The following is an 18,293-nucleotide window of genomic DNA, read 5'->3' on the forward strand; positions in this document are numbered from 1 at the left end:
CCTATGCCAAACTAACCCGCATATAGACAAGGTGAAAACTCTCTAATGGCCGATTGGCAGTCCCTCGATCCCGAGGCCGCTCGTGAAGCGGAAAAATATGAAAACCCCATTCCTAGCCGCGAACTGATCCTTCAGCACCTTGCTGATCGAGGTTCGCCCGCTAACCGCGAGCAACTGGTCGAAGAGTTTGGTCTGACCACGGAAGACCAGATCGAAGCCCTGCGCCGCCGCCTGCGCGCCATGGAGCGCGATGCTCAACTCATCTATACCCGTCGCGGCACTTATGCGCCGGTGGACAAGCTCGACCTGATCCTGGGCCGCATCAGCGGTCACCGCGACGGCTTCGGTTTCCTGGTGCCGGACGACGGCAGTGACGACCTGTTCATGAGCCCGGCACAAATGCGCCTGGTGTTTGACGGCGACCGTGCACTGGCGCGTGTTTCCGGGCTGGATCGCCGCGGTCGCCGCGAAGGTATGATCGTCGAGGTGGTGTCACGTGCTCACGAGACCATCGTCGGCCGCTACTTCGAAGAGGGCGGTATCGGTTTCGTTGTCGCGGATAACCCGAAGATCCAGCAGGAAGTGCTGGTGACGCCGGGCCGTAACGCGAACGCGCAGATCGGTCAGTTCGTCGAAGTGAAGATCACTCACTGGCCGACACCACGCTTCCAGCCGCAAGGCGATGTGGTCGAAGTCGTGGGCAACTACATGGCGCCGGGCATGGAGATCGACGTTGCCCTGCGTACCTACGACATTCCTCACGTCTGGCCTGAGGCCGTGCTCAAGGAAGCCGGCAAGCTCAAGCCGGAAGTCGAAGAGAAAGACAAAGAGAAACGCATCGACCTGCGTCATCTGCCGTTCGTCACCATCGACGGCGAAGATGCCCGCGACTTCGATGACGCGGTCTACTGCGAAGCCCGCCCGGGCAAGCTGCGGCTGTTCTCCGGTGGCTGGAAGTTGTACGTGGCGATTGCCGACGTATCCAGCTACGTGAAGCTCGGTTCGGCGCTGGACGCCGAGGCGCAGGTTCGCGGCAACTCGGTGTACTTCCCCGAGCGCGTGATCCCGATGCTGCCTGAGCAGTTGTCCAACGGTTTGTGCTCGCTGAACCCGCAAGTCGATCGCCTGGCCATGGTTTGCGAGATGACCATCTCCAAATCTGGCGAAATGACCGACTACTGCTTCTACGAAGCGGTGATCCACTCCCACGCCCGCCTGACCTACAACAAGGTCAGCGCGATGCTGGAAACGCCGAAAGCCACCGAAGCGCGCAAGCTGCGTGGCGAATACACCGACGTCGTGCCACACCTCAAGCAGCTGTATTCGCTGTACAAGGTGTTGCTGGCCGCTCGTCACGTGCGCGGCGCGATCGATTTTGAAACCCAGGAAACCCGGATCATCTTCGGCTCCGAGCGCAAGATCGCGGAAATCCGTCCGACCGTGCGCAACGATGCGCACAAGCTGATCGAGGAATGCATGCTGGCGGCCAACGTGGCCACCGCCGAATTCCTGAAGAAGCACGAGATTCCTGCGTTGTATCGCGTTCACGACGGCCCGCCGCCGGAGCGCCTGGAAAAACTGCGCGCCTTCCTCGGCGAGCTCGGCCTGTCCCTGCACAAAGGCAAGGACGGCCCGTCGCCGAAGGATTACCAGGCGTTGCTGGCCGGCATCAAGGATCGTCCGGATTTCCACCTGATCCAGACCGTGATGCTGCGTTCGTTGAGCCAGGCGGTGTACAGCGCCGATAACCAGGGCCACTTCGGCCTGAATTACGAGGCTTACACCCACTTCACCTCGCCGATCCGCCGCTACCCGGACTTGCTCACGCATCGGGCGATCCGCAGCGTGATCCATTCGAAGCAGGATACCCCGCACGTTCGCCGTGCCGGTGCGATGACTATTCCGAAGGCGCGCATCTATCCGTACGACGAGGCGGCCCTGGAGCAACTCGGCGAGCAGTGCTCGATGAGCGAGCGCCGTGCCGACGAAGCAACCCGCGACGTGGTGAACTGGCTCAAGTGCGAGTTCATGAAAGATCGCGTGGGCGAGTCGTTCCCGGGCGTGATCACTGCAGTGACCGGTTTTGGCCTGTTCGTCGAGCTGACCGACATCTACGTCGAAGGCCTGGTGCACGTCACCGCGCTGCCGGGCGATTACTACCACTTCGATCCTGTGCACCACCGCCTGGCCGGTGAGCGTACCGGTCGTAGCTTCCGCCTTGGCGACACGGTTGAAGTGCGGGTGATGCGCGTCGACCTCGACGAGCGCAAGATCGACTTCGAGATGGCCGAAAAAACCATCAGCGCGCCGATCGGTCGCAAAAAACGTGGTACCGAAGCAGCTCCTGCGGCTAAGGCCGAAGCAGAACCGGCCCCGGCGAAAACCGGCCGTCGTCCTGCCAAGGAAAAGGCTGTCGAGGCCTATCGCCCAAGCGATGCCGCGGCGAAAAACGCCGAAGTGCGCAAGAGCCGTGAAATGAAGCAGGCGTTGCTCGCCGGCGCGAAAAGCGGCGGTAAAGCGGCGTCTGGGGGAAAGACCAGCCGGTCGGCGCCTGAAAAGGCTGCCGGCGGCAAGCCAGCCAAACCGACTAAACATCGTAAAGGTCCGCCGAAAGCGGGCTCGGCTCCAGCCAAGACTGGCGGGGCGCGTAAACCTAAGGCCAAGTCATGAGTCAGTTGGAAAAGATCTATGGCGTACACGCTGTAGAAGCGTTGTTGCGTCATCACCCGAAACGCGTGAAGCAGATCTGGCTGGCCGAAGGTCGGAATGACCCTCGGGTCCAGACGCTGATTGAGCTGGCCAACGAAAACCGGGTTCAGGTCGGTCAGGCCGAGCGCCGCGAAATGGACGCCTGGGTTGAAGGTGTGCACCAGGGTGTGGTCGCGGACGTCAGTCCGAGCCAGGTCTGGGGCGAGGCGATGCTCGACGAGTTGCTCGATCGCACCGAAGGCGCACCGTTGCTGCTGGTGCTCGACGGCGTGACCGATCCGCACAACCTCGGCGCCTGCCTGCGCTCCGCCGATGCGGCTGGTGCGCTGGCAGTGATCGTACCGAAGGACAAGTCGGCGACCCTGACGCCGGTTGTACGAAAAATCGCCTGCGGTGCGGCGGAAGTGATTCCGCTGGTGGCCGTGACCAACCTGGCGCGCACCCTGGAAAAACTCCAGCAGCGTGGCCTGTGGGTCGTGGGCACGGCAGGGGAGGCCGAGGTCAGTCTTTATGACCAGGACCTGACTGGCCCGACCATCCTGATCATGGGTGCCGAAGGCAAAGGTATGCGTCGCCTGACGCGTGAACATTGCGACTACCTGGTGAACCTGCCGATGGCCGGTAGCGTCAGCAGTCTCAACGTGTCCGTGGCAACGGGTGTGTGCCTGTTTGAAGCGCAGCGTCAGCGCAGTGTCAAAGCCAAGGCTGCCGCCAAAAAAGCTTAAGTCGGTAGTAGCCCCTGTGGGAGCAAGCTTGCTCGCGATAGCGGTGTAACATTCGGCATCAATGTCGAATGTTACACCGCTATCGCGAGCAGGCTCGCTCCCACAGTGTTTTGTGGTGTGGCATGAATTGAGGACTGTTCAAATAATCACCAATTCCCTTGCGCCTCCCACGCCCCTTCTCTACAATTGCGCCCCTTGCTGTGATGGCAGGCACCAACGTGTCTAGCGTCCACAAGTCCATAAGTGTCATTCACTCCTTGTCTGACCGCTTTTGAGCGGCAGGCTACAACCCGTAAGGAGCATTCATGCGTCATTACGAAATCATCTTTTTGGTCCACCCGGATCAAAGCGAGCAAGTCGGCGGCATGGTTGAGCGTTACACCAAGCTGATCGAAGAAGACGGCGGCAAAATCCACCGTCTGGAAGATTGGGGCCGTCGTCAACTGGCCTACGCAATCAACAATGTTCACAAGGCTCACTACGTGATGCTGAACGTTGAGTGCACTGGCAAGGCCCTGGCCGAGCTGGAAGACAACTTCCGCTACAACGATGCAGTGATCCGTAACCTGGTCATCCGTCGCGAAGAAGCCGTTACCGGCCAATCCGAGATGCTCAAGGCTGAAGAAAACCGCAGTGAGCGCCGTGAGCGTCGCGACCGTCCTGAGCACGAAGGCGCTGAAAGCGCTGATAGTGATGACAGCGACAACAGCGATAACGCTGACGAGTAATCCACGGACCTTTTAAGGAGCCTATCAAATGGCACGTTTCTTCCGTCGTCGTAAATTCTGCCGCTTCACCGCTGAAGACGTGAAAGAGATCGATTACAAAGATCTCAACACTCTGAAAGCCTACGTATCCGAGACCGGCAAAATCGTTCCAAGCCGCATCACCGGTACCAAAGCTCGTTATCAGCGTCAGCTGGCCACCGCTATCAAGCGCGCCCGCTTCCTGGCCCTGCTGGCCTACACCGACAGCCACGGCCGCTGAGACCGGGCAGTCGACACGTAGCAAAGGATTGAATGTATGCGTGCCTTAGCTGAGTTCATCATGCGGGGCCGTATGCAGGCCACTCTCGTAGTGGCTGGATGCGCGGCATTGCCGTTGTTGTATTGGTTGGGTGCTGCCGCCGGATGCCTTGTGCTCCTGCGGCGCGGATTGAGGGACGCCCTGGGCGTTCTTGCTCTGGGACTGCTGCCGGCGTTGATCTGGTGGCTTTACTCCGACGACCCACGGGCACTTCTGGTGCTGCTGGGGTCTGCGAGCCTTGCGTTGGTTTTGCGCGCAAGCGAGTCCTGGAACCGCGTGCTGCTGGTCAGCATAGCGATGGGAGTGGTGTTTTCAGTGGTGCTGGGGGCGGTTTTCGGTCCCCAGATCGAGATGCTGGCGCAGGCCTTGATAAAGGTCATGCCGTCGCTACTCGGTGAGGTCTACCAGCAAATGTCGGTAGACGAGCAAGCGCGTTTCGCGTCCCTGATTACACCGATCCTGACTGGCCTGATTGCGGCCTTGTTGCAAATCGTCAGTGTGCTGAGCCTGATTGTCGGGCGCTACTGGCAGGCGTTGTTGTACAACCCCGGTGGTTTCGGTCGCGAGTTTCGCGCCGTCCGAATCCCGCTGGGTCCCGCGATGTTGCTGCTGGCGGGCATGGTTGTGACACCGAACCTCGGTGTCCAGATGTCCATGCTTGTACCGCTGTGCAGCGTACCGCTGGTTTTCGCCGGGCTGGCCCTGATTCACGGGCTGGTGGCGCAAAAGCGACTGGCCAGGTTCTGGCTGGTGGGGTTGTACGTCACGCTGTTGCTGTTCATGCAGCTGATCTATCCGTTGCTGGTGGTCTTGGCCATCGTCGACAGCCTGATTGATTTTCGCGGTCGTCTGGCGCCGAAAGACGCCGATGACGCGAACGGTGAAGGTTAAAAGTTAAGAGGATTTTCACATGCAACTGATCCTTCTGGAAAAAGTCACCAACCTGGGCAACCTGGGTGACAAAGTGAACGTTAAGGCTGGTTACGGTCGTAACTACCTGCTGCCTTACGGCAAAGCTACCGCTGCGACCCCAGCCAACCTGGCTGCGTTCGAAGAGCGTCGTGCTGAGCTGGAAAAAGCCGCAGCAGATCGTAAATCGTCGGCTGAAAGCCGCGCTGCCCAACTGGCCGAGCTGGAAGTGACCATCACTGCCACCGCTGGCGACGAAGGCAAGCTGTTCGGTTCGATCGGTACTCACGACATCGCTGACGCACTGACCGCCTCCGGCGTTGAAGTAGCGAAAAGCGAAGTTCGTCTGCCGAACGGCACCATCCGCAACGTAGGTGAATTCGACGTAGCCGTGCACCTGCACGCCGAAGTTGAAGCCACCGTACGCGTTGTCGTGGTAGCAGCTTAAGCAGCACTTGTCGGCTGGCACCCTCGGGTGCTTGCCGGTAACATCGGGCACGATCCTGTTTACAGGTCGTGCCCTTTGTCTTTCTGGTAACACCCGTTTTCAAACCCCTGCTTTTCTTAAAAAACCAAGTGGCCATGAACGAAATCTCTGCTCCCGAGCAATACGATCTGCAAACCGCCGCGCTGAAGGTGCCGCCGCATTCCATCGAAGCCGAACAGGCTGTACTCGGTGGTCTGATGCTGGACAACAACGCCTGGGAACGCGTGCTCGATCAAGTCTCCGACGGCGATTTCTATCGACATGACCACCGTCTGATTTTCCGTGCGATCGCCAAACTGGCCGATCAGAACATGCCGATCGACGTCGTGACCCTGTCCGAGCAACTGGACAAGGAAGGTCAGACCTCGCAGGTCGGCGGCCTGGGTTACCTGGGCGAACTGGCGAAAAACACGCCGTCCGTCGCCAACATCAAGGCCTATGCGCAAATCGTTCGTGAGCGGGCGACCCTGCGCCAGCTGATTGGCATCAGCACCGAGATCGCCGACAGCGCCTTCAACCCGGAAGGCCGTACCGCCGCCGAGATTCTCGACGAAGCTGAACGGCAGATCTTCCAGATCGCCGAGGCCCGGCCTAAAACCGGCGGCCCGGTGGGTGTGAATGACCTGCTGACCAAGGCCATCGACCGCATCGACACCCTGTTCAACACCGACAACGCCATCACCGGCCTGTCCACCGGTTATACCGACCTCGACGAGAAGACCAGCGGCCTGCAGCCGGCCGACTTGATCATCGTCGCCGGCCGTCCGTCCATGGGTAAGACCACCTTTGCGATGAACCTGGTGGAAAACGCCGTGTTGCGCAGCGAGAAGGCGGTTCTGGTTTACTCGCTGGAGATGCCAGGTGAATCGCTGATCATGCGTATGTTGTCGTCGCTGGGGCGCATCGACCAGACCAAGGTGCGTTCCGGCCAGCTGGAAGATGACGATTGGCCACGCCTGACCTCGGCGGTCAACCTGCTCAACGATCGCAAGCTGTTCATCGACGATACCGCCGGTATCAGCCCGTCGGAAATGCGTGCGCGGACCCGCCGTCTGGTGCGTGAGCATGGCGAAGTCGGCCTGATCATGATCGACTACCTGCAACTCATGCAGATCCCGGGCTCCAGCGGTGACAACCGGACCAACGAGATTTCCGAGATCTCCCGATCCCTGAAAGCCCTGGCCAAGGAATTCAACTGCCCGGTCGTTGCGCTGTCACAGCTCAACCGTTCCCTGGAACAACGCCCGAACAAACGCCCGGTGAACTCCGACTTGCGGGAATCCGGAGCGATCGAGCAGGACGCCGACGTGATCATGTTCGTGTACCGCGACGAGGTGTATCACCCGGAGACTGAGCACAAAGGCATTGCCGAGATCATCATCGGCAAGCAGCGGAACGGGCCGATCGGCTTTATCCGCCTGGCCTTTATCGGTAAGTACACGCGATTCGAGAACCTGGCGCCGGGTAGCTACAACTTCGACGACGACGAGTGATTTGTAGCGTCTGATCGGGCCTCTTCGCGGGCAAGCCTCGCTCCTACGGGTCTATGTGAGCTGTAGGAGCGAGCGGGCGGCGATCCGACTTGCCCGCGAATGGGTCGACACCAATTTCCGACCACAGCCGTCGGAATTGGTCAAAATTTGTGCTATATTCCGCGCCCGCGAAATTCAATGAAAGCCAACACCGGTTATCGACATGCAAGCAGCCAAGCCGTTATTTGACTATCCCAAGTACTGGGCCGAATGTTTCGGACCAGCGCCATTCCTGCCAATGAGCAGGGAGGAGATGGATCAGCTTGGCTGGGATTCCTGCGACATCATCATCGTCACCGGTGATGCCTACGTCGATCACCCGTCGTTCGGCATGGCGATCATCGGCCGGCTGCTGGAGTCCCAGGGCTTCCGCGTCGGGATCATCGCCCAACCGAACTGGCAGTCCAAAGACGACTTCATGAAGCTTGGCGAGCCGAACCTGTTCTTCGGTGTCGCGGCCGGCAACATGGACTCGATGATCAATCGCTACACCGCCGACAAGAAAATCCGGTCCGACGACGCCTACACCCCGGGTGGCCTGGCGGGCAAGCGTCCGGATCGCGCGAGCCTGGTCTACAGCCAGCGCTGCAAGGAAGCCTACAAGCACGTGCCGATCGTGCTCGGTGGCATCGAAGCGTCCCTGCGCCGCATCGCCCACTACGATTACTGGCAGGACCGGGTGCGTAACTCGATCCTGATCGACGCCTGCGCCGACATCCTGCTCTACGGCAACGCCGAGCGTGCGATCGTCGAAGTCGCCCAGCGCCTGTCCTACGGTCACAAGATCGAAGACATCACCGATGTGCGCGGCACCGCGTTCATCCGTCGCGACACACCCAAAGACTGGTACGAAGTCGACTCCACGCGAATCGACCGTCCGGGCAAGATCGACAAGATCATCAACCCGTACGTGAACACCCAGGACACCCAGGCCTGCGCCATCGAGCAGGAAAAGGGGCCGGTTGAAGACCCGCAGGAAGCCAAGGTCGTACAGATCCTGGCCAGCCCGAAGATGACCCGCGACAAGACCGTGATCCGCCTGCCGTCGGTGGAAAAGGTCCGTAACGACGCGGTGCTCTACGCCCACGCCAACCGCGTGCTGCACCTGGAAACCAACCCGGGCAACGCCCGTGCCCTGGTGCAGAAGCACGGTGAAGTCGACGTCTGGTTCAACCCGCCACCGATTCCGATGACCACCGAAGAGATGGACTACGTCTTCGGCATGCCTTACGCCCGCATTCCGCACCCGGCGTATGGCAAGGAGAAGATCCCGGCCTACGACATGATCCGCTTCTCGGTGAACATCATGCGTGGCTGCTTCGGCGGCTGTACCTTCTGCTCGATCACCGAGCACGAAGGCCGGATCATCCAGAACCGCTCCCACGAGTCGATCATTCGCGAGATCGAAGAAATTCGTGACAAGGTTCCCGGTTTTACCGGCGTGATCTCCGACCTGGGCGGCCCGACCGCGAACATGTACCGCATCGCCTGCAAGACCCCGGAAATCGAATCCGCGTGCCGCAAGCCGTCCTGCGTGTTCCCCGGCATCTGCCCGAACCTGAACACCGACCACTCGGCGCTGATCCAGTTGTACCGCAGCGCCCGTGAATTGCCGGGTGTGAAGAAGATCCTGATCGCTTCCGGCCTGCGTTATGACCTCGCGGTCGAGTCGCCGGAATACGTTAAAGAGCTGGTGACCCACCACGTCGGTGGCTACCTGAAGATCGCCCCGGAACATACCGAGGAAGGTCCGCTCAACCAGATGATGAAACCGGGCATCGGCAGCTATGACAAGTTCAAGCGCATGTTCGAGAAGTATTCGAAGGAAGCCGGGAAAGAGCAGTACCTGATTCCGTACTTCATCGCGGCCCACCCGGGCACCACCGACGAAGACATGATGAACCTGGCGCTGTGGCTCAAGGGCAACGGTTTCCGTGCTGACCAGGTGCAGGCGTTCTACCCGTCGCCGATGGCTACCGCCACCGCGATGTACCACTCGGGCAAGAACCCGCTGCGCAAGGTTACGTACAAGAGTGACGCGGTCACCATCGTCAAGAGCGAGGAGCAGCGTCGCCTGCACAAGGCTTTCCTGCGTTATCACGATCCGAAAGGCTGGCCGATGCTGCGTGAGGCGCTGACCCGCATGGGCCGTGCCGATCTGATCGGGCCGGGCAAGAACCAGTTGATCCCGCTGCACCAGCCGTCCACCGACAGCTACCAGAGCGCCCGTCGCAAGAACTCGACGCCGGCCGGTAGCCACAAGGTTGCAGGGGAAAAGACCACCAAGATCCTGACCCAGCACACCGGCCTGCCACCACGCGCCAGCGATGGCGGCAACCCGTGGGACAAGCGTGAGCAAGCCAAGGCAGCAGCATTCGCCCGCAACCAGCAGGCGGCCAAGGAGCGCAAGGAGGCGGCCAAAGGCAAGGGACCCAAGCCTGCGCGCAAGCCGGTCGTGCCGCGCTAAGCCTCGCTTGAGCTGAACAAAACGCCAACCTTCGGGTTGGCGTTTTGCATTCCGCTGTGAAACGGAAAATGGACCTCTGTAGGAGCTGGCTTGCCAGCGAAGGCGCCCTCCCTGTCGCCAAAAGCTTCGCTGGCAAGCCAGCTCCCACAGGGAGCACCGCCACATTTACGTGCAACTCTCTCCAACCAATTTCCCGCATCGCCCGATTTTGGTGCTGTACTGCCTCCTGCAACGGGAGAAAGCGCCAGCACTGCTGGATGGCATAAGTCTTGCGCGCTTTCCAATACGCTTAGGGCTCGCAGGAGGCACGCCGTGTCGATTCATGTCGCATTGCACCATGTCACACATTACCGCTATGACCGCGCTGTCGAGTTGGGCCCGCAGATCGTTCGACTGCGTCCCGCCGCCCACAGCCGCACGCGGATACTTTCCTATGCGCTGAAAGTCTCGCCCGAGCAGCACTTCATCAACTGGCAGCAGGACCCCCAGGGTAATTACCTGGCGCGGCTGGTGTTCCCGGAGAAAACCGACGAGCTGCGGATCGAAGTCGATCTGCTGGCGGAAATGGCGGTGTTCAATCCGTTCGACTTTTTCCTTGAGCCTTACGCCGAAAAAATCCCATTCGCCTACGCGACCGACGAGCGCAAGGAGCTGGCGCCGTACCTGGAAACCTTGCCCCTGACGCCGAAGTTCAAGGCCTATCTGGACAGCATCGACCTTACGCCATTGCCGGCTGTGGATTTCCTCGTCGCGCTCAACCAGCGTCTGAGCGAAGACATCAACTACCTGATCCGCATGGAGCCGGGGGTGCAAACCCCCGAGCACACCCTGGAGCAGGCCTCCGGTTCCTGCCGCGATTCGGCGTGGTTGCTGGTGCAACTGCTGCGTCACCTGGGACTGGCCGCGCGTTTCGTGTCGGGTTACCTGATTCAATTGACCGCCGACCTGAAAAGCCTCGACGGTCCTTCCGGTACCGAAGTGGACTTCACCGACTTGCACGCCTGGTGCGAGGTCTATCTGCCCGGTGCCGGCTGGATCGGCCTGGATGCAACCTCCGGGCTGTTTGCCGGTGAAGGACACATTCCGTTGGCCTGTAGTCCCGATCCATCCTCTGCGGCACCGATCAGTGGCTTGGTGGAACCGTGCGAATGCGAATTCAGCCACGAAATGTCGGTGGAGCGGATCTGGGAGGCGCCAAGGGTCACGAAGCCCTACACCGAAGACCAGTGGCTGGCGATCCAGGCCCTGGGCCGGCAGATCGATGCCGACCTGCTCGAAGGCGACGTGCGCCTGACCATGGGCGGTGAGCCGACTTTTGTGTCCATCGATGACCCGGACGGTGCCGAGTGGAACACTGCGGCGCTGGGGCCGAACAAGCGCCGACTGTCCGCCGAACTGTTCCAGCGCATGCGCCAGCGCTATGCCCCGCAAGGTCTGGTGCATTTTGGCCAGGGTAAATGGTATCCCGGCGAACAACTGCCGCGCTGGTCGCTCAATTGCTATTGGCGCCGCGACGGTGTGCCGATCTGGCACGACAGCGCGCTGATCGCCGACGAGCAGCAGGATTACGGCGCCAATGGCGAGTTGGCCGGGCGTTTTCTGGCGAGTGTCGCCGAGCGCTTGAACATTCCTACGCGCTTTGTGTTTCCAGCCTACGAAGACAATTTCTATTACCTCTGGCGCGAAGGCACTTTGCCGCAGAACGTCAGCGCCGAAGACTCGCGACTCGAAGAGCCCCTGGAACGTGCGCGTTTGCGCAAAGTCTTCAGTCAGGGCCTGGACAAGGTGATTGGCCAGGTCCTGCCCTTGGCGCGCACCGCCAAGGGCGATCAATGGCAAAGCGGCCGTTGGTACCTGCGTGACGAGCACTGCCGCCTGGTGCCGGGGGACTCGCCACTGGGGTATCGTCTGCCGCTGGGTTCACAGCCGTGGGTGAAGGCGGCGGAGTATCCGTTCATTCACCCCCAAGATCCCAATCAGGATTTCCCGGCGCTACCTGGTACAGAACAACTGCAGCGTCAGGGCGCGGCGGCACTGATTGAAGATCGGGCACCCAAGGTCGATGAGTCCGCTGACTGGCTGACCCGCACCGCCTTCTGCGCCGAAGCACGTGAAGGCCGGTTGTACCTGTTCATGCCGCCGCTGGAGCGGGTCGAGGATTATCTGGAGTTAGTGACAGCCATCGAGGCCACGGCCCGGGAGCTCAATTGCCCGGTATTGCTGGAAGGTTACGAGCCGCCGAGCGATCCGCGCCTGAGCAACTTTCGCATCACCCCTGATCCCGGCGTGATCGAAGTCAACGTGCAGCCATCCGCGACCTGGGACGAGTTGGTTGAGCGCACTGAATTTCTTTACGAAGAAGCGCGCCAGACCCGACTCACCACCGAGAAATTCCTGATCGACGGCCGGCACACCGGCACCGGTGGCGGCAACCACTTCGTACTGGGGGGCGCGACACCGGCGGACTCACCGTTTCTGCGGCGTCCGGATTTGCTGCGCAGCCTGATCAGCTACTGGCATAACCATCCGTCCTTGTCCTACCTGTTTTCCGGACTGTTCATCGGCCCGACGTCCCAGGCCCCACGCGTCGACGAAGCGCGCAACGACACCTTGTATGAACTGGAAATCGCCTTCGCCCAGATGCCTGCGCCGGGCGAAGAGTGCGCGCCGTGGCTGGTGGATCGCCTGCTGCGCAACCTGTTGATCGACGTGACCGGCAACACCCATCGCGCCGAGTTCTGCATCGACAAACTCTATTCACCGGATGGCGCGACCGGTCGCCTTGGCTTGCTGGAGTTGCGCGCTTTTGAAATGCCACCCCATGCGCGCATGAGCCTGGCCCAGCAGCTATTGCTGCGGGCATTGGTTGCCCGGTTCTGGCGTGAGCCTTATGCACCGCCAAAACTGGCGCGCTGGGGCACCGAACTGCATGACCGGTTCCTGTTGCCGCACTTTATCGAACAGGATTTCGCTGACGTCGTCGCCGATCTCAACGACGCCGGTTATCCGGTGCGGGCAGAGTGGTTTGCGGCGCACCTGCAGTTTCGCTTTCCCAAGGTCGGCGACTACGCCGTCAATGGCATCGCGCTGGAACTGCGCCAGGCACTTGAGCCCTGGCATGTACTGGGCGAGGAGGGCGCGGTCGGTGGCACGGTGCGTTACGTCGACTCGTCCCTGGAGCGCCTGCAGGTCAAGCTCAGCGGATTGCCGCCGCAACGCTATGTGCTGACCTGCAACGGCATACCTGTGCCGTTGCAGCCCACTGGGCGGGTCGGCGAGTTCGTTGCCGGTGTGCGCTTCCGTGCCTGGCAGCCTGCCAACTGCCTGCAGCCGACCATCCCGGTCCATGCGCCGCTGGTGTTCGACCTGCTCGACACCTGGATGGGCCGTTCGCTGGGCGGTTGCCAGTATCACGTCGCCCATCCGGGTGGGCGCAACTACGAGACATTGCCAGTGAACGCCAATGAAGCCGAGAGCCGGCGAATGGCGCGTTTCTTCCGAATCGGACACACGCCGGGGAAACTTCCGATACCCAATATGGAAATTAACGACGAGCTGCCGATGACGCTCGATTTACGACGTTTCTAATTCGTACGCGACGCCCGGATTTTTCGTCTATCCGGGCGTCATGAGCGTGCGTTAGTCTGACCGATCACTGCTGTCTGCCGAGCTTTCCATGCCTGACCTGCTAGACCGCTACCCGCTGACGGCGGGCACCTATCACGAATTGCTCGACGACAGCGGTGCCATACGGCCGCACTGGCGCCGGCTGTTCGACCAGTTGCAGCGCAGCACACCCGCGCAATTGGTGCAGCGCCAGGCATTGTTGACCCGGCAGATCCAGGAAAACGGCGTCACCTATAACGTCTACGCCGATCCCAAGGGCGCCGATCGGCCATGGGAGCTGGACTTGCTGCCCCATGTGATTGCTGCCGATGAGTGGGAGCAATTGTCCGCCGGCATCGCCCAGCGTGCGCGTTTGCTCAATGCCGTACTGGCCGATCTCTATGGCCCGCAACGCTTGATCGCCGAAGGCCTGCTGCCGGCGGAGCTGGTATTTGGTCACAACAATTTCCTCTGGCCCTGTCAGGGCATCAAGCCGCCTGACGGAGCCTATTTGCATCTGTACGCCGTGGATCTGGCGCGCACGCCCGATGGCCGCTGGTGGGTAACGGCCGATCGCACTCAGGCGCCGTCCGGGGCTGGCTACGCCCTGGAGAACCGCACCATCGTGTCCCGGGCCTTTCCCGAGTTGTACCGTGATTTGAAGGTGCAGCACCTGGCGGGATTCTTCCGCACCCTCCAGGAGACACTGGCCCGCCAGGCGCCAAGCGACGCAGAGGCGCCGCTGGTGGTCCTGCTGACGCCGGGGCGTTTCAACGAAAGCTATTTCGAACACCTGTACCTGGCTCGCCAGCTTGGCTATCCGCTGGTGGAAGGTGGTGACCTCACGGTGCGCGATGCCACGGTCTACCTGAAGACCCTGAGTGGCCTGCGTCGGGTCCACGCGATCATGCGCCGGCTCGACGACGACTTCTGCGACCCGCTGGAATTGCGCACCGACTCGGCCCTGGGCGTACCGGGCCTGCTCGAAGCCGTGCGCCAGGGTCGGGTGCTGGTGGCCAACGCCCTCGGCAGTGGCGTACTGGAGTCGCCGGGCTTGCTGGGTTTCCTGCCGAAGATCAACCAGTTCCTGTTTGGCGAAGAACTAATCCTGCCGTCCATTGCCACCTGGTGGTGCGGTGAGGCGCCGGTGCTGGCCCAGGCCCTGGAAAAACTGCCCGAGCTGCTGATCAAGCCGGCATTTCCGTCCCAGAGTTTCGCCCCGCTATTCGGTCGAGATTTGAGTGAAAAACAGCGCCAGGAGCTCGCCGAGCGCATGCAGGCGCGGCCTTATGCTTATGTTGCGCAAGAACTCGCGCAATTGTCCCAGGCGCCGATATGGCAGGCCGAGGACGGTCAACTGCAACCGCGGGCCATCGGCATGCGCGTGTATGCGGTGGCCAGTCGCGACGGCTATCGGGTGTTGCCCGGTGGCTTGACCCGTGTGGCCGCGCAGGCGGATGCCGAGGTGGTATCGATGCAGCGCGGCGGCGCCAGCAAGGACACCTGGGTGCTGGGTGAACGTTCACCGAGCGGCGAACAGTGGAAAGCCCAGCGCAATATCGGCGTGCATGATCTGGTGCGTCGCGATCCTTACCTGCCGTCGCGGGTGGTGGAAAACCTGTTCTGGTTCGGCCGTTACTGCGAGCGCTGCGATGACAGCGCCCGATTGCTGCGAATCATGCTGGCGCGTTATGTCGACGGCGATGACCCGCAGGCCCTGCAGGCGGCGGTGGATCTTGGCGAGCGACTGATGCTGTTGCCCGATGAAGGCGAACTGCCGGAGCGCTTGCTGGCGGCGATACTCGGCGATGACTGGCCATTCAGCCTGCGTTCCAACCTGCAGCGTTTGCAATGGGCGGCCTCGCAGGTGCGTGGCAAGCTGTCGCGGGAGAACTGGCAGGCGCTGGTGGAGTTGCAACGTGAAGCGATGGAGCTCGAGACCGAAGAGCCGGACTTCGGCGAGTTACTCGACTTCCTCAACCGGCTGGTGATGTCCCTGGCGGCGCTGTCCGGTTTTGCCCTGGACGACATGACCCGGGACGAAGGCTGGCGATTCCTGATGATCGGCCGGCGGATCGAGCGCCTGCAATTTCTCAGCGGCAGCCTGGCGGCGTTTCTGCGTGGCGCCGGGGCTTTCGATCAGGCGGGACTGGAATGGTTACTGGAACTGGGCAACAGCAGCATCACCTATCGTTCGCGGTATCTGGCGGTGGCGCAATTGATCCCGGTTCTTGACCTGTTGTTGCTCGATGAGCAGAACCCGCACGCGGTGCTGTTCCAGTTGAAGCTGGTGACCCGCACACTCAAACGCCTGTGCGACGACTTCGGTGTACCTCGCGAAGCGGGCCTGCCGCCGTTGGTGGAGCGTCTGGCGCGCTTCGATCTGGGCTGCCTGGAAAACCCGTTGTTCGGCGCCGCCAGCGTGCGTGCTGCCATCGAAGGGCTGGCCGATCTGCTGCAGGAAATTGCCGATGCCAGCGGGCAGGTATCGGATCGCCTGGCCTTGCGTCACTTCGCCCACGTCGATGATGTCAGCCAGCGCACGGTGTCCGTCTGATGAGCGCTCATTACCAGATTTTCCACGATACCCATTATCACTATGACAGCCCTGTGTCCCTGGCCCAGCAACTGGCGCATTTGTGGCCCAGGCCTTGTGCGTGGCAGCGTTGCTCCGACCAGCAATTGCAGATCAGTCCAGACCCGACTTCACGCCGCGATGAGCTGGATGTGTTCGGCAATCCGTTGACCCGGCTGGCGTTCGAGCGCCCCCATGATGAACTGCTGGTCAATGCCAGCCTGACAATTGAGGTGCTGCCCCGGCCCTTGGTCGATTTCAATCGATCTCCAGCCTGGGAAGACACCCGCAATGCGTTGACCTACAGCGGCCAGCCGCTTTCGCCGCAATTACTCGAAGCCTGCCGTTACCGGTTCGAATCACCTTATGTGCATCTCAAGCGCAACTTCGTCGAGTTTTCCGAGAGCTGCTTTCCGGCGGGGCGGCCGCTGTTGCTCGGGGTCCAGGCCTTGATGGAGAAAATCTTCAGCGAATTCACCTTCGATGCCGAAGCGACGCAGGTCGCTACCCCCTTGGTGGAAGTGCTGGAACGCCGGCGCGGGGTTTGTCAGGACTTCGCCCACCTGATGCTCGCTTGCATACGCTCCCGTGGATTGGCCGCGCGCTACATCAGCGGCTACCTGTTGACCCAGCCACCACCCGGTCAACCGCGATTGATCGGCGCCGATGCGTCCCATGCCTGGGTCTCGGTGTTTTGTCCGGTGTCGGGCTGGGTGGATTTCGATCCGACCAACAATGTGCAACCGGCGCTGGAACACATCACCCTGGCCTGGGGCCGGGATTTCTCCGATGTGTCGCCGTTGCGGGGAGTGATCCTGGGAGGCGGTAATCATGATCCCGAAGTTCGGGTGACAGTGATGCCATTGGAGTAAACCAAGCCCCCCCTGTGGGAGCGAGCCTGCTCGCGATAGCGCCGGCACACCCAGAAGTTCTGTTACAGGCAGATCGCTTTCGCGAGCAGGCTCGCTCCCACAGGGGGATGCGGTGTTTGGGAGTCATTCGATCGGCCTGTGAGGGCCGGCAGCATCGCTGCCAACCCTGGACACAGATCCATGGGCCCGATCAGATCATCCGGCCCGGAGGGGACTCAGGCGTCGGGTGCCTGATCTTTCGGTGCATCAACATCGTCATCTGCTGCGACTTCACCGTCAGGGTTCAGTGCCGCTTCGTCAGCCATTGCTTTCTTGCGCTGAAGCTTTTCCTCTTTCTTCTGTTCCTTGGCCAGGTCTCTCTGACGTTTGGCGAAGGAGTAATTGGGTTTGGCCATGGGCGATCCTCTGGGGTCGAAGGTGAGGTTTGAGCGGCGCGTATTCTGCCCTGTATCGATGCCTAAGTCGTTAGTCGGGTTTTTGCTCAACCCATTTGGGCGCAACGGTCGGCTGCCAGCGATCGAGGGCGTCGAGCAGCGTCTGCGGCGATTCGCTCACCTGCAGCATGTCACGGTGTGCCGCGCGAACGAAGCCTTCGCCGACGATATGATCGAGAAAACCGGTGAGTTTGCTGTAGAAACCATTCACTTCCAGCAAGCCCAACGGTTTGCCGTGGTAGCCCAACTGGCCCCAGGTCCAGACTTCGAACAACTCTTCCAGGGTGCCCAAGCCGCCGGGCAACGCGATGAAGGCATCGCTGAGTTCAGCCATCCGCGCCTTGCGCGCATGCATGCCGTCGACCACTTCCAGGCGGGTCAGGCCGCTGTGGCCGATTTCCTTGTCCTTGAGGCTCTGCGGGATGATCCCGATCACTTCACCGCCGGCCGCCAATGCCGCGTCGGCGACGATACCCATCAGCCCCACGGCCCCACCGCCGTAGACCAGGGTCAGCTTGCGTTCGGCCAAGGCCTGGCCAAGGGTCACGGCTGCTTCACGATAAGCGGGGTTGGTGCCAGTGCTGGCGCCGCAAAATACACAAACGGATGTTAAAGACATGCCTTGCTCCTGGGTCGATCAGGGCCACAGGGTAAAGGCAGGCGCGTTGCGCTCCAAGGGCTAAACTTCGCGCTTGGGCGTTTCGCAGGTTCCGCTGGCACCGCAGGCATAGGCGGCGAGCAAGCTGCACAACAGGGTATTGATCGACATGACAGACGCTCCGAAAAATGAGGACAGTCCATGATAGGGCCGGGGTAGACGCCTGGCTGGTAGATTGTCTTGATCGGTCCCATAGCCCGAAAGTTGTATACAATTTTTGCTTCAGGTCATAGGAACTTGCGAAGTTTTCAGGCAGTCTTCTGTTCATTCGCATTTTTCATTCACCCTGCCTT

At 61.1% G+C, this 18,293-nt stretch carries 13 protein-coding genes; 11 read left to right on the forward strand and 2 right to left on the reverse strand.

The features are described from left to right. The first annotated feature begins 45 nt into the window (after positions 1 to 45). The 11 genes from rnr to HFK74_RS14145 all read left to right on the forward strand — a co-directional run bounded on the left by rnr (position 46) and on the right by HFK74_RS14145 (position 16,908). Positions 46 to 2,670, forward strand: a complete 2,625-nt coding sequence (gene rnr / locus HFK74_RS14095) for a ribonuclease R (protein ID WP_180204024.1) — start codon at positions 46 to 48, stop codon at positions 2,668 to 2,670. After that, on the forward strand, positions 2,667 to 3,434 hold the full coding sequence (rlmB, locus tag HFK74_RS14100; RefSeq protein WP_008064095.1) for a 23S rRNA (guanosine(2251)-2'-O)-methyltransferase RlmB: 768 nt from the start codon (positions 2,667 to 2,669) through the stop codon (positions 3,432 to 3,434). Before rnr ends, rlmB begins: the two co-directional genes overlap by 4 nt. Positions 3,435 to 3,739: 305 nt before the next feature. Then, a complete protein-coding gene (rpsF, locus tag HFK74_RS14105) occupies positions 3,740 to 4,162 on the forward strand; it encodes a 30S ribosomal protein S6 (RefSeq protein ID WP_003217491.1) in 423 nt (140 codons plus the stop codon). Between the two features lie 28 nt (positions 4,163 to 4,190). Then, a complete protein-coding gene (rpsR, locus tag HFK74_RS14110; RefSeq protein WP_002551829.1) occupies positions 4,191 to 4,421 on the forward strand; it encodes a 30S ribosomal protein S18 in 231 nt (76 codons plus the stop codon). 36 nt (positions 4,422 to 4,457) lie between these two features. After that, positions 4,458 to 5,351, forward strand: a complete 894-nt coding sequence (locus tag HFK74_RS14115) for a hypothetical protein (RefSeq protein WP_008058986.1) — start codon at positions 4,458 to 4,460, stop codon at positions 5,349 to 5,351. Between the two features lie 19 nt (positions 5,352 to 5,370). Continuing rightward, positions 5,371 to 5,817, forward strand: coding sequence for a 50S ribosomal protein L9 (gene rplI, locus HFK74_RS14120; RefSeq protein ID WP_008058981.1), 447 nt, complete (start codon positions 5,371 to 5,373; stop codon positions 5,815 to 5,817). Between the two features lie 134 nt (positions 5,818 to 5,951). Further along, on the forward strand, positions 5,952 to 7,349 hold the full coding sequence (gene dnaB / locus HFK74_RS14125; RefSeq protein ID WP_008058980.1) for a replicative DNA helicase: 1,398 nt from the start codon (positions 5,952 to 5,954) through the stop codon (positions 7,347 to 7,349). Between the two features lie 202 nt (positions 7,350 to 7,551). Continuing rightward, positions 7,552 to 9,855: a YgiQ family radical SAM protein gene (locus tag HFK74_RS14130; RefSeq protein WP_008058979.1), complete on the forward strand. Its 2,304-nt coding sequence runs from the start codon at positions 7,552 to 7,554 to the stop codon at positions 9,853 to 9,855. 312 nt (positions 9,856 to 10,167) lie between these two features. Continuing rightward, entirely contained in the window at positions 10,168 to 13,443 is a 3,276-nt protein-coding gene (locus HFK74_RS14135; protein ID WP_180204025.1) for a transglutaminase family protein, read from the forward strand. 88 nt (positions 13,444 to 13,531) lie between these two features. Beyond that, the gene (locus HFK74_RS14140; RefSeq protein ID WP_180204026.1) at positions 13,532 to 16,018 is read left to right on the forward strand and encodes a circularly permuted type 2 ATP-grasp protein; all 2,487 of its coding nucleotides are present in this window, start codon (positions 13,532 to 13,534) and stop codon (positions 16,016 to 16,018) included. Next, positions 16,018 to 16,908, forward strand: a complete 891-nt coding sequence (locus HFK74_RS14145) for a transglutaminase family protein (protein WP_180204027.1) — start codon at positions 16,018 to 16,020, stop codon at positions 16,906 to 16,908. Before HFK74_RS14140 ends, HFK74_RS14145 begins: the two co-directional genes overlap by 1 nt. A gap of 215 nt (positions 16,909 to 17,123) precedes the next feature. Here the strand turns inward: HFK74_RS14145 and HFK74_RS14150 are convergent, their stop codons facing one another. After that, the gene (locus tag HFK74_RS14150) at positions 17,124 to 17,303 is read right to left on the reverse strand and encodes a hypothetical protein (RefSeq protein ID WP_046819824.1); all 180 of its coding nucleotides are present in this window, start codon (positions 17,301 to 17,303) and stop codon (positions 17,124 to 17,126) included. A gap of 70 nt (positions 17,304 to 17,373) precedes the next feature. Next, on the reverse strand, positions 17,374 to 17,961 hold the full coding sequence (locus HFK74_RS14155) for a TIGR00730 family Rossman fold protein (protein WP_180204028.1): 588 nt from the start codon (positions 17,959 to 17,961) through the stop codon (positions 17,374 to 17,376). Positions 17,962 to 18,293 lie beyond the last annotated feature (332 nt).

Source organism: Pseudomonas sp. SbOxS1, from assembly GCF_013416725.1.
Lineage (GTDB): Bacteria > Pseudomonadota > Gammaproteobacteria > Pseudomonadales > Pseudomonadaceae > Aquipseudomonas.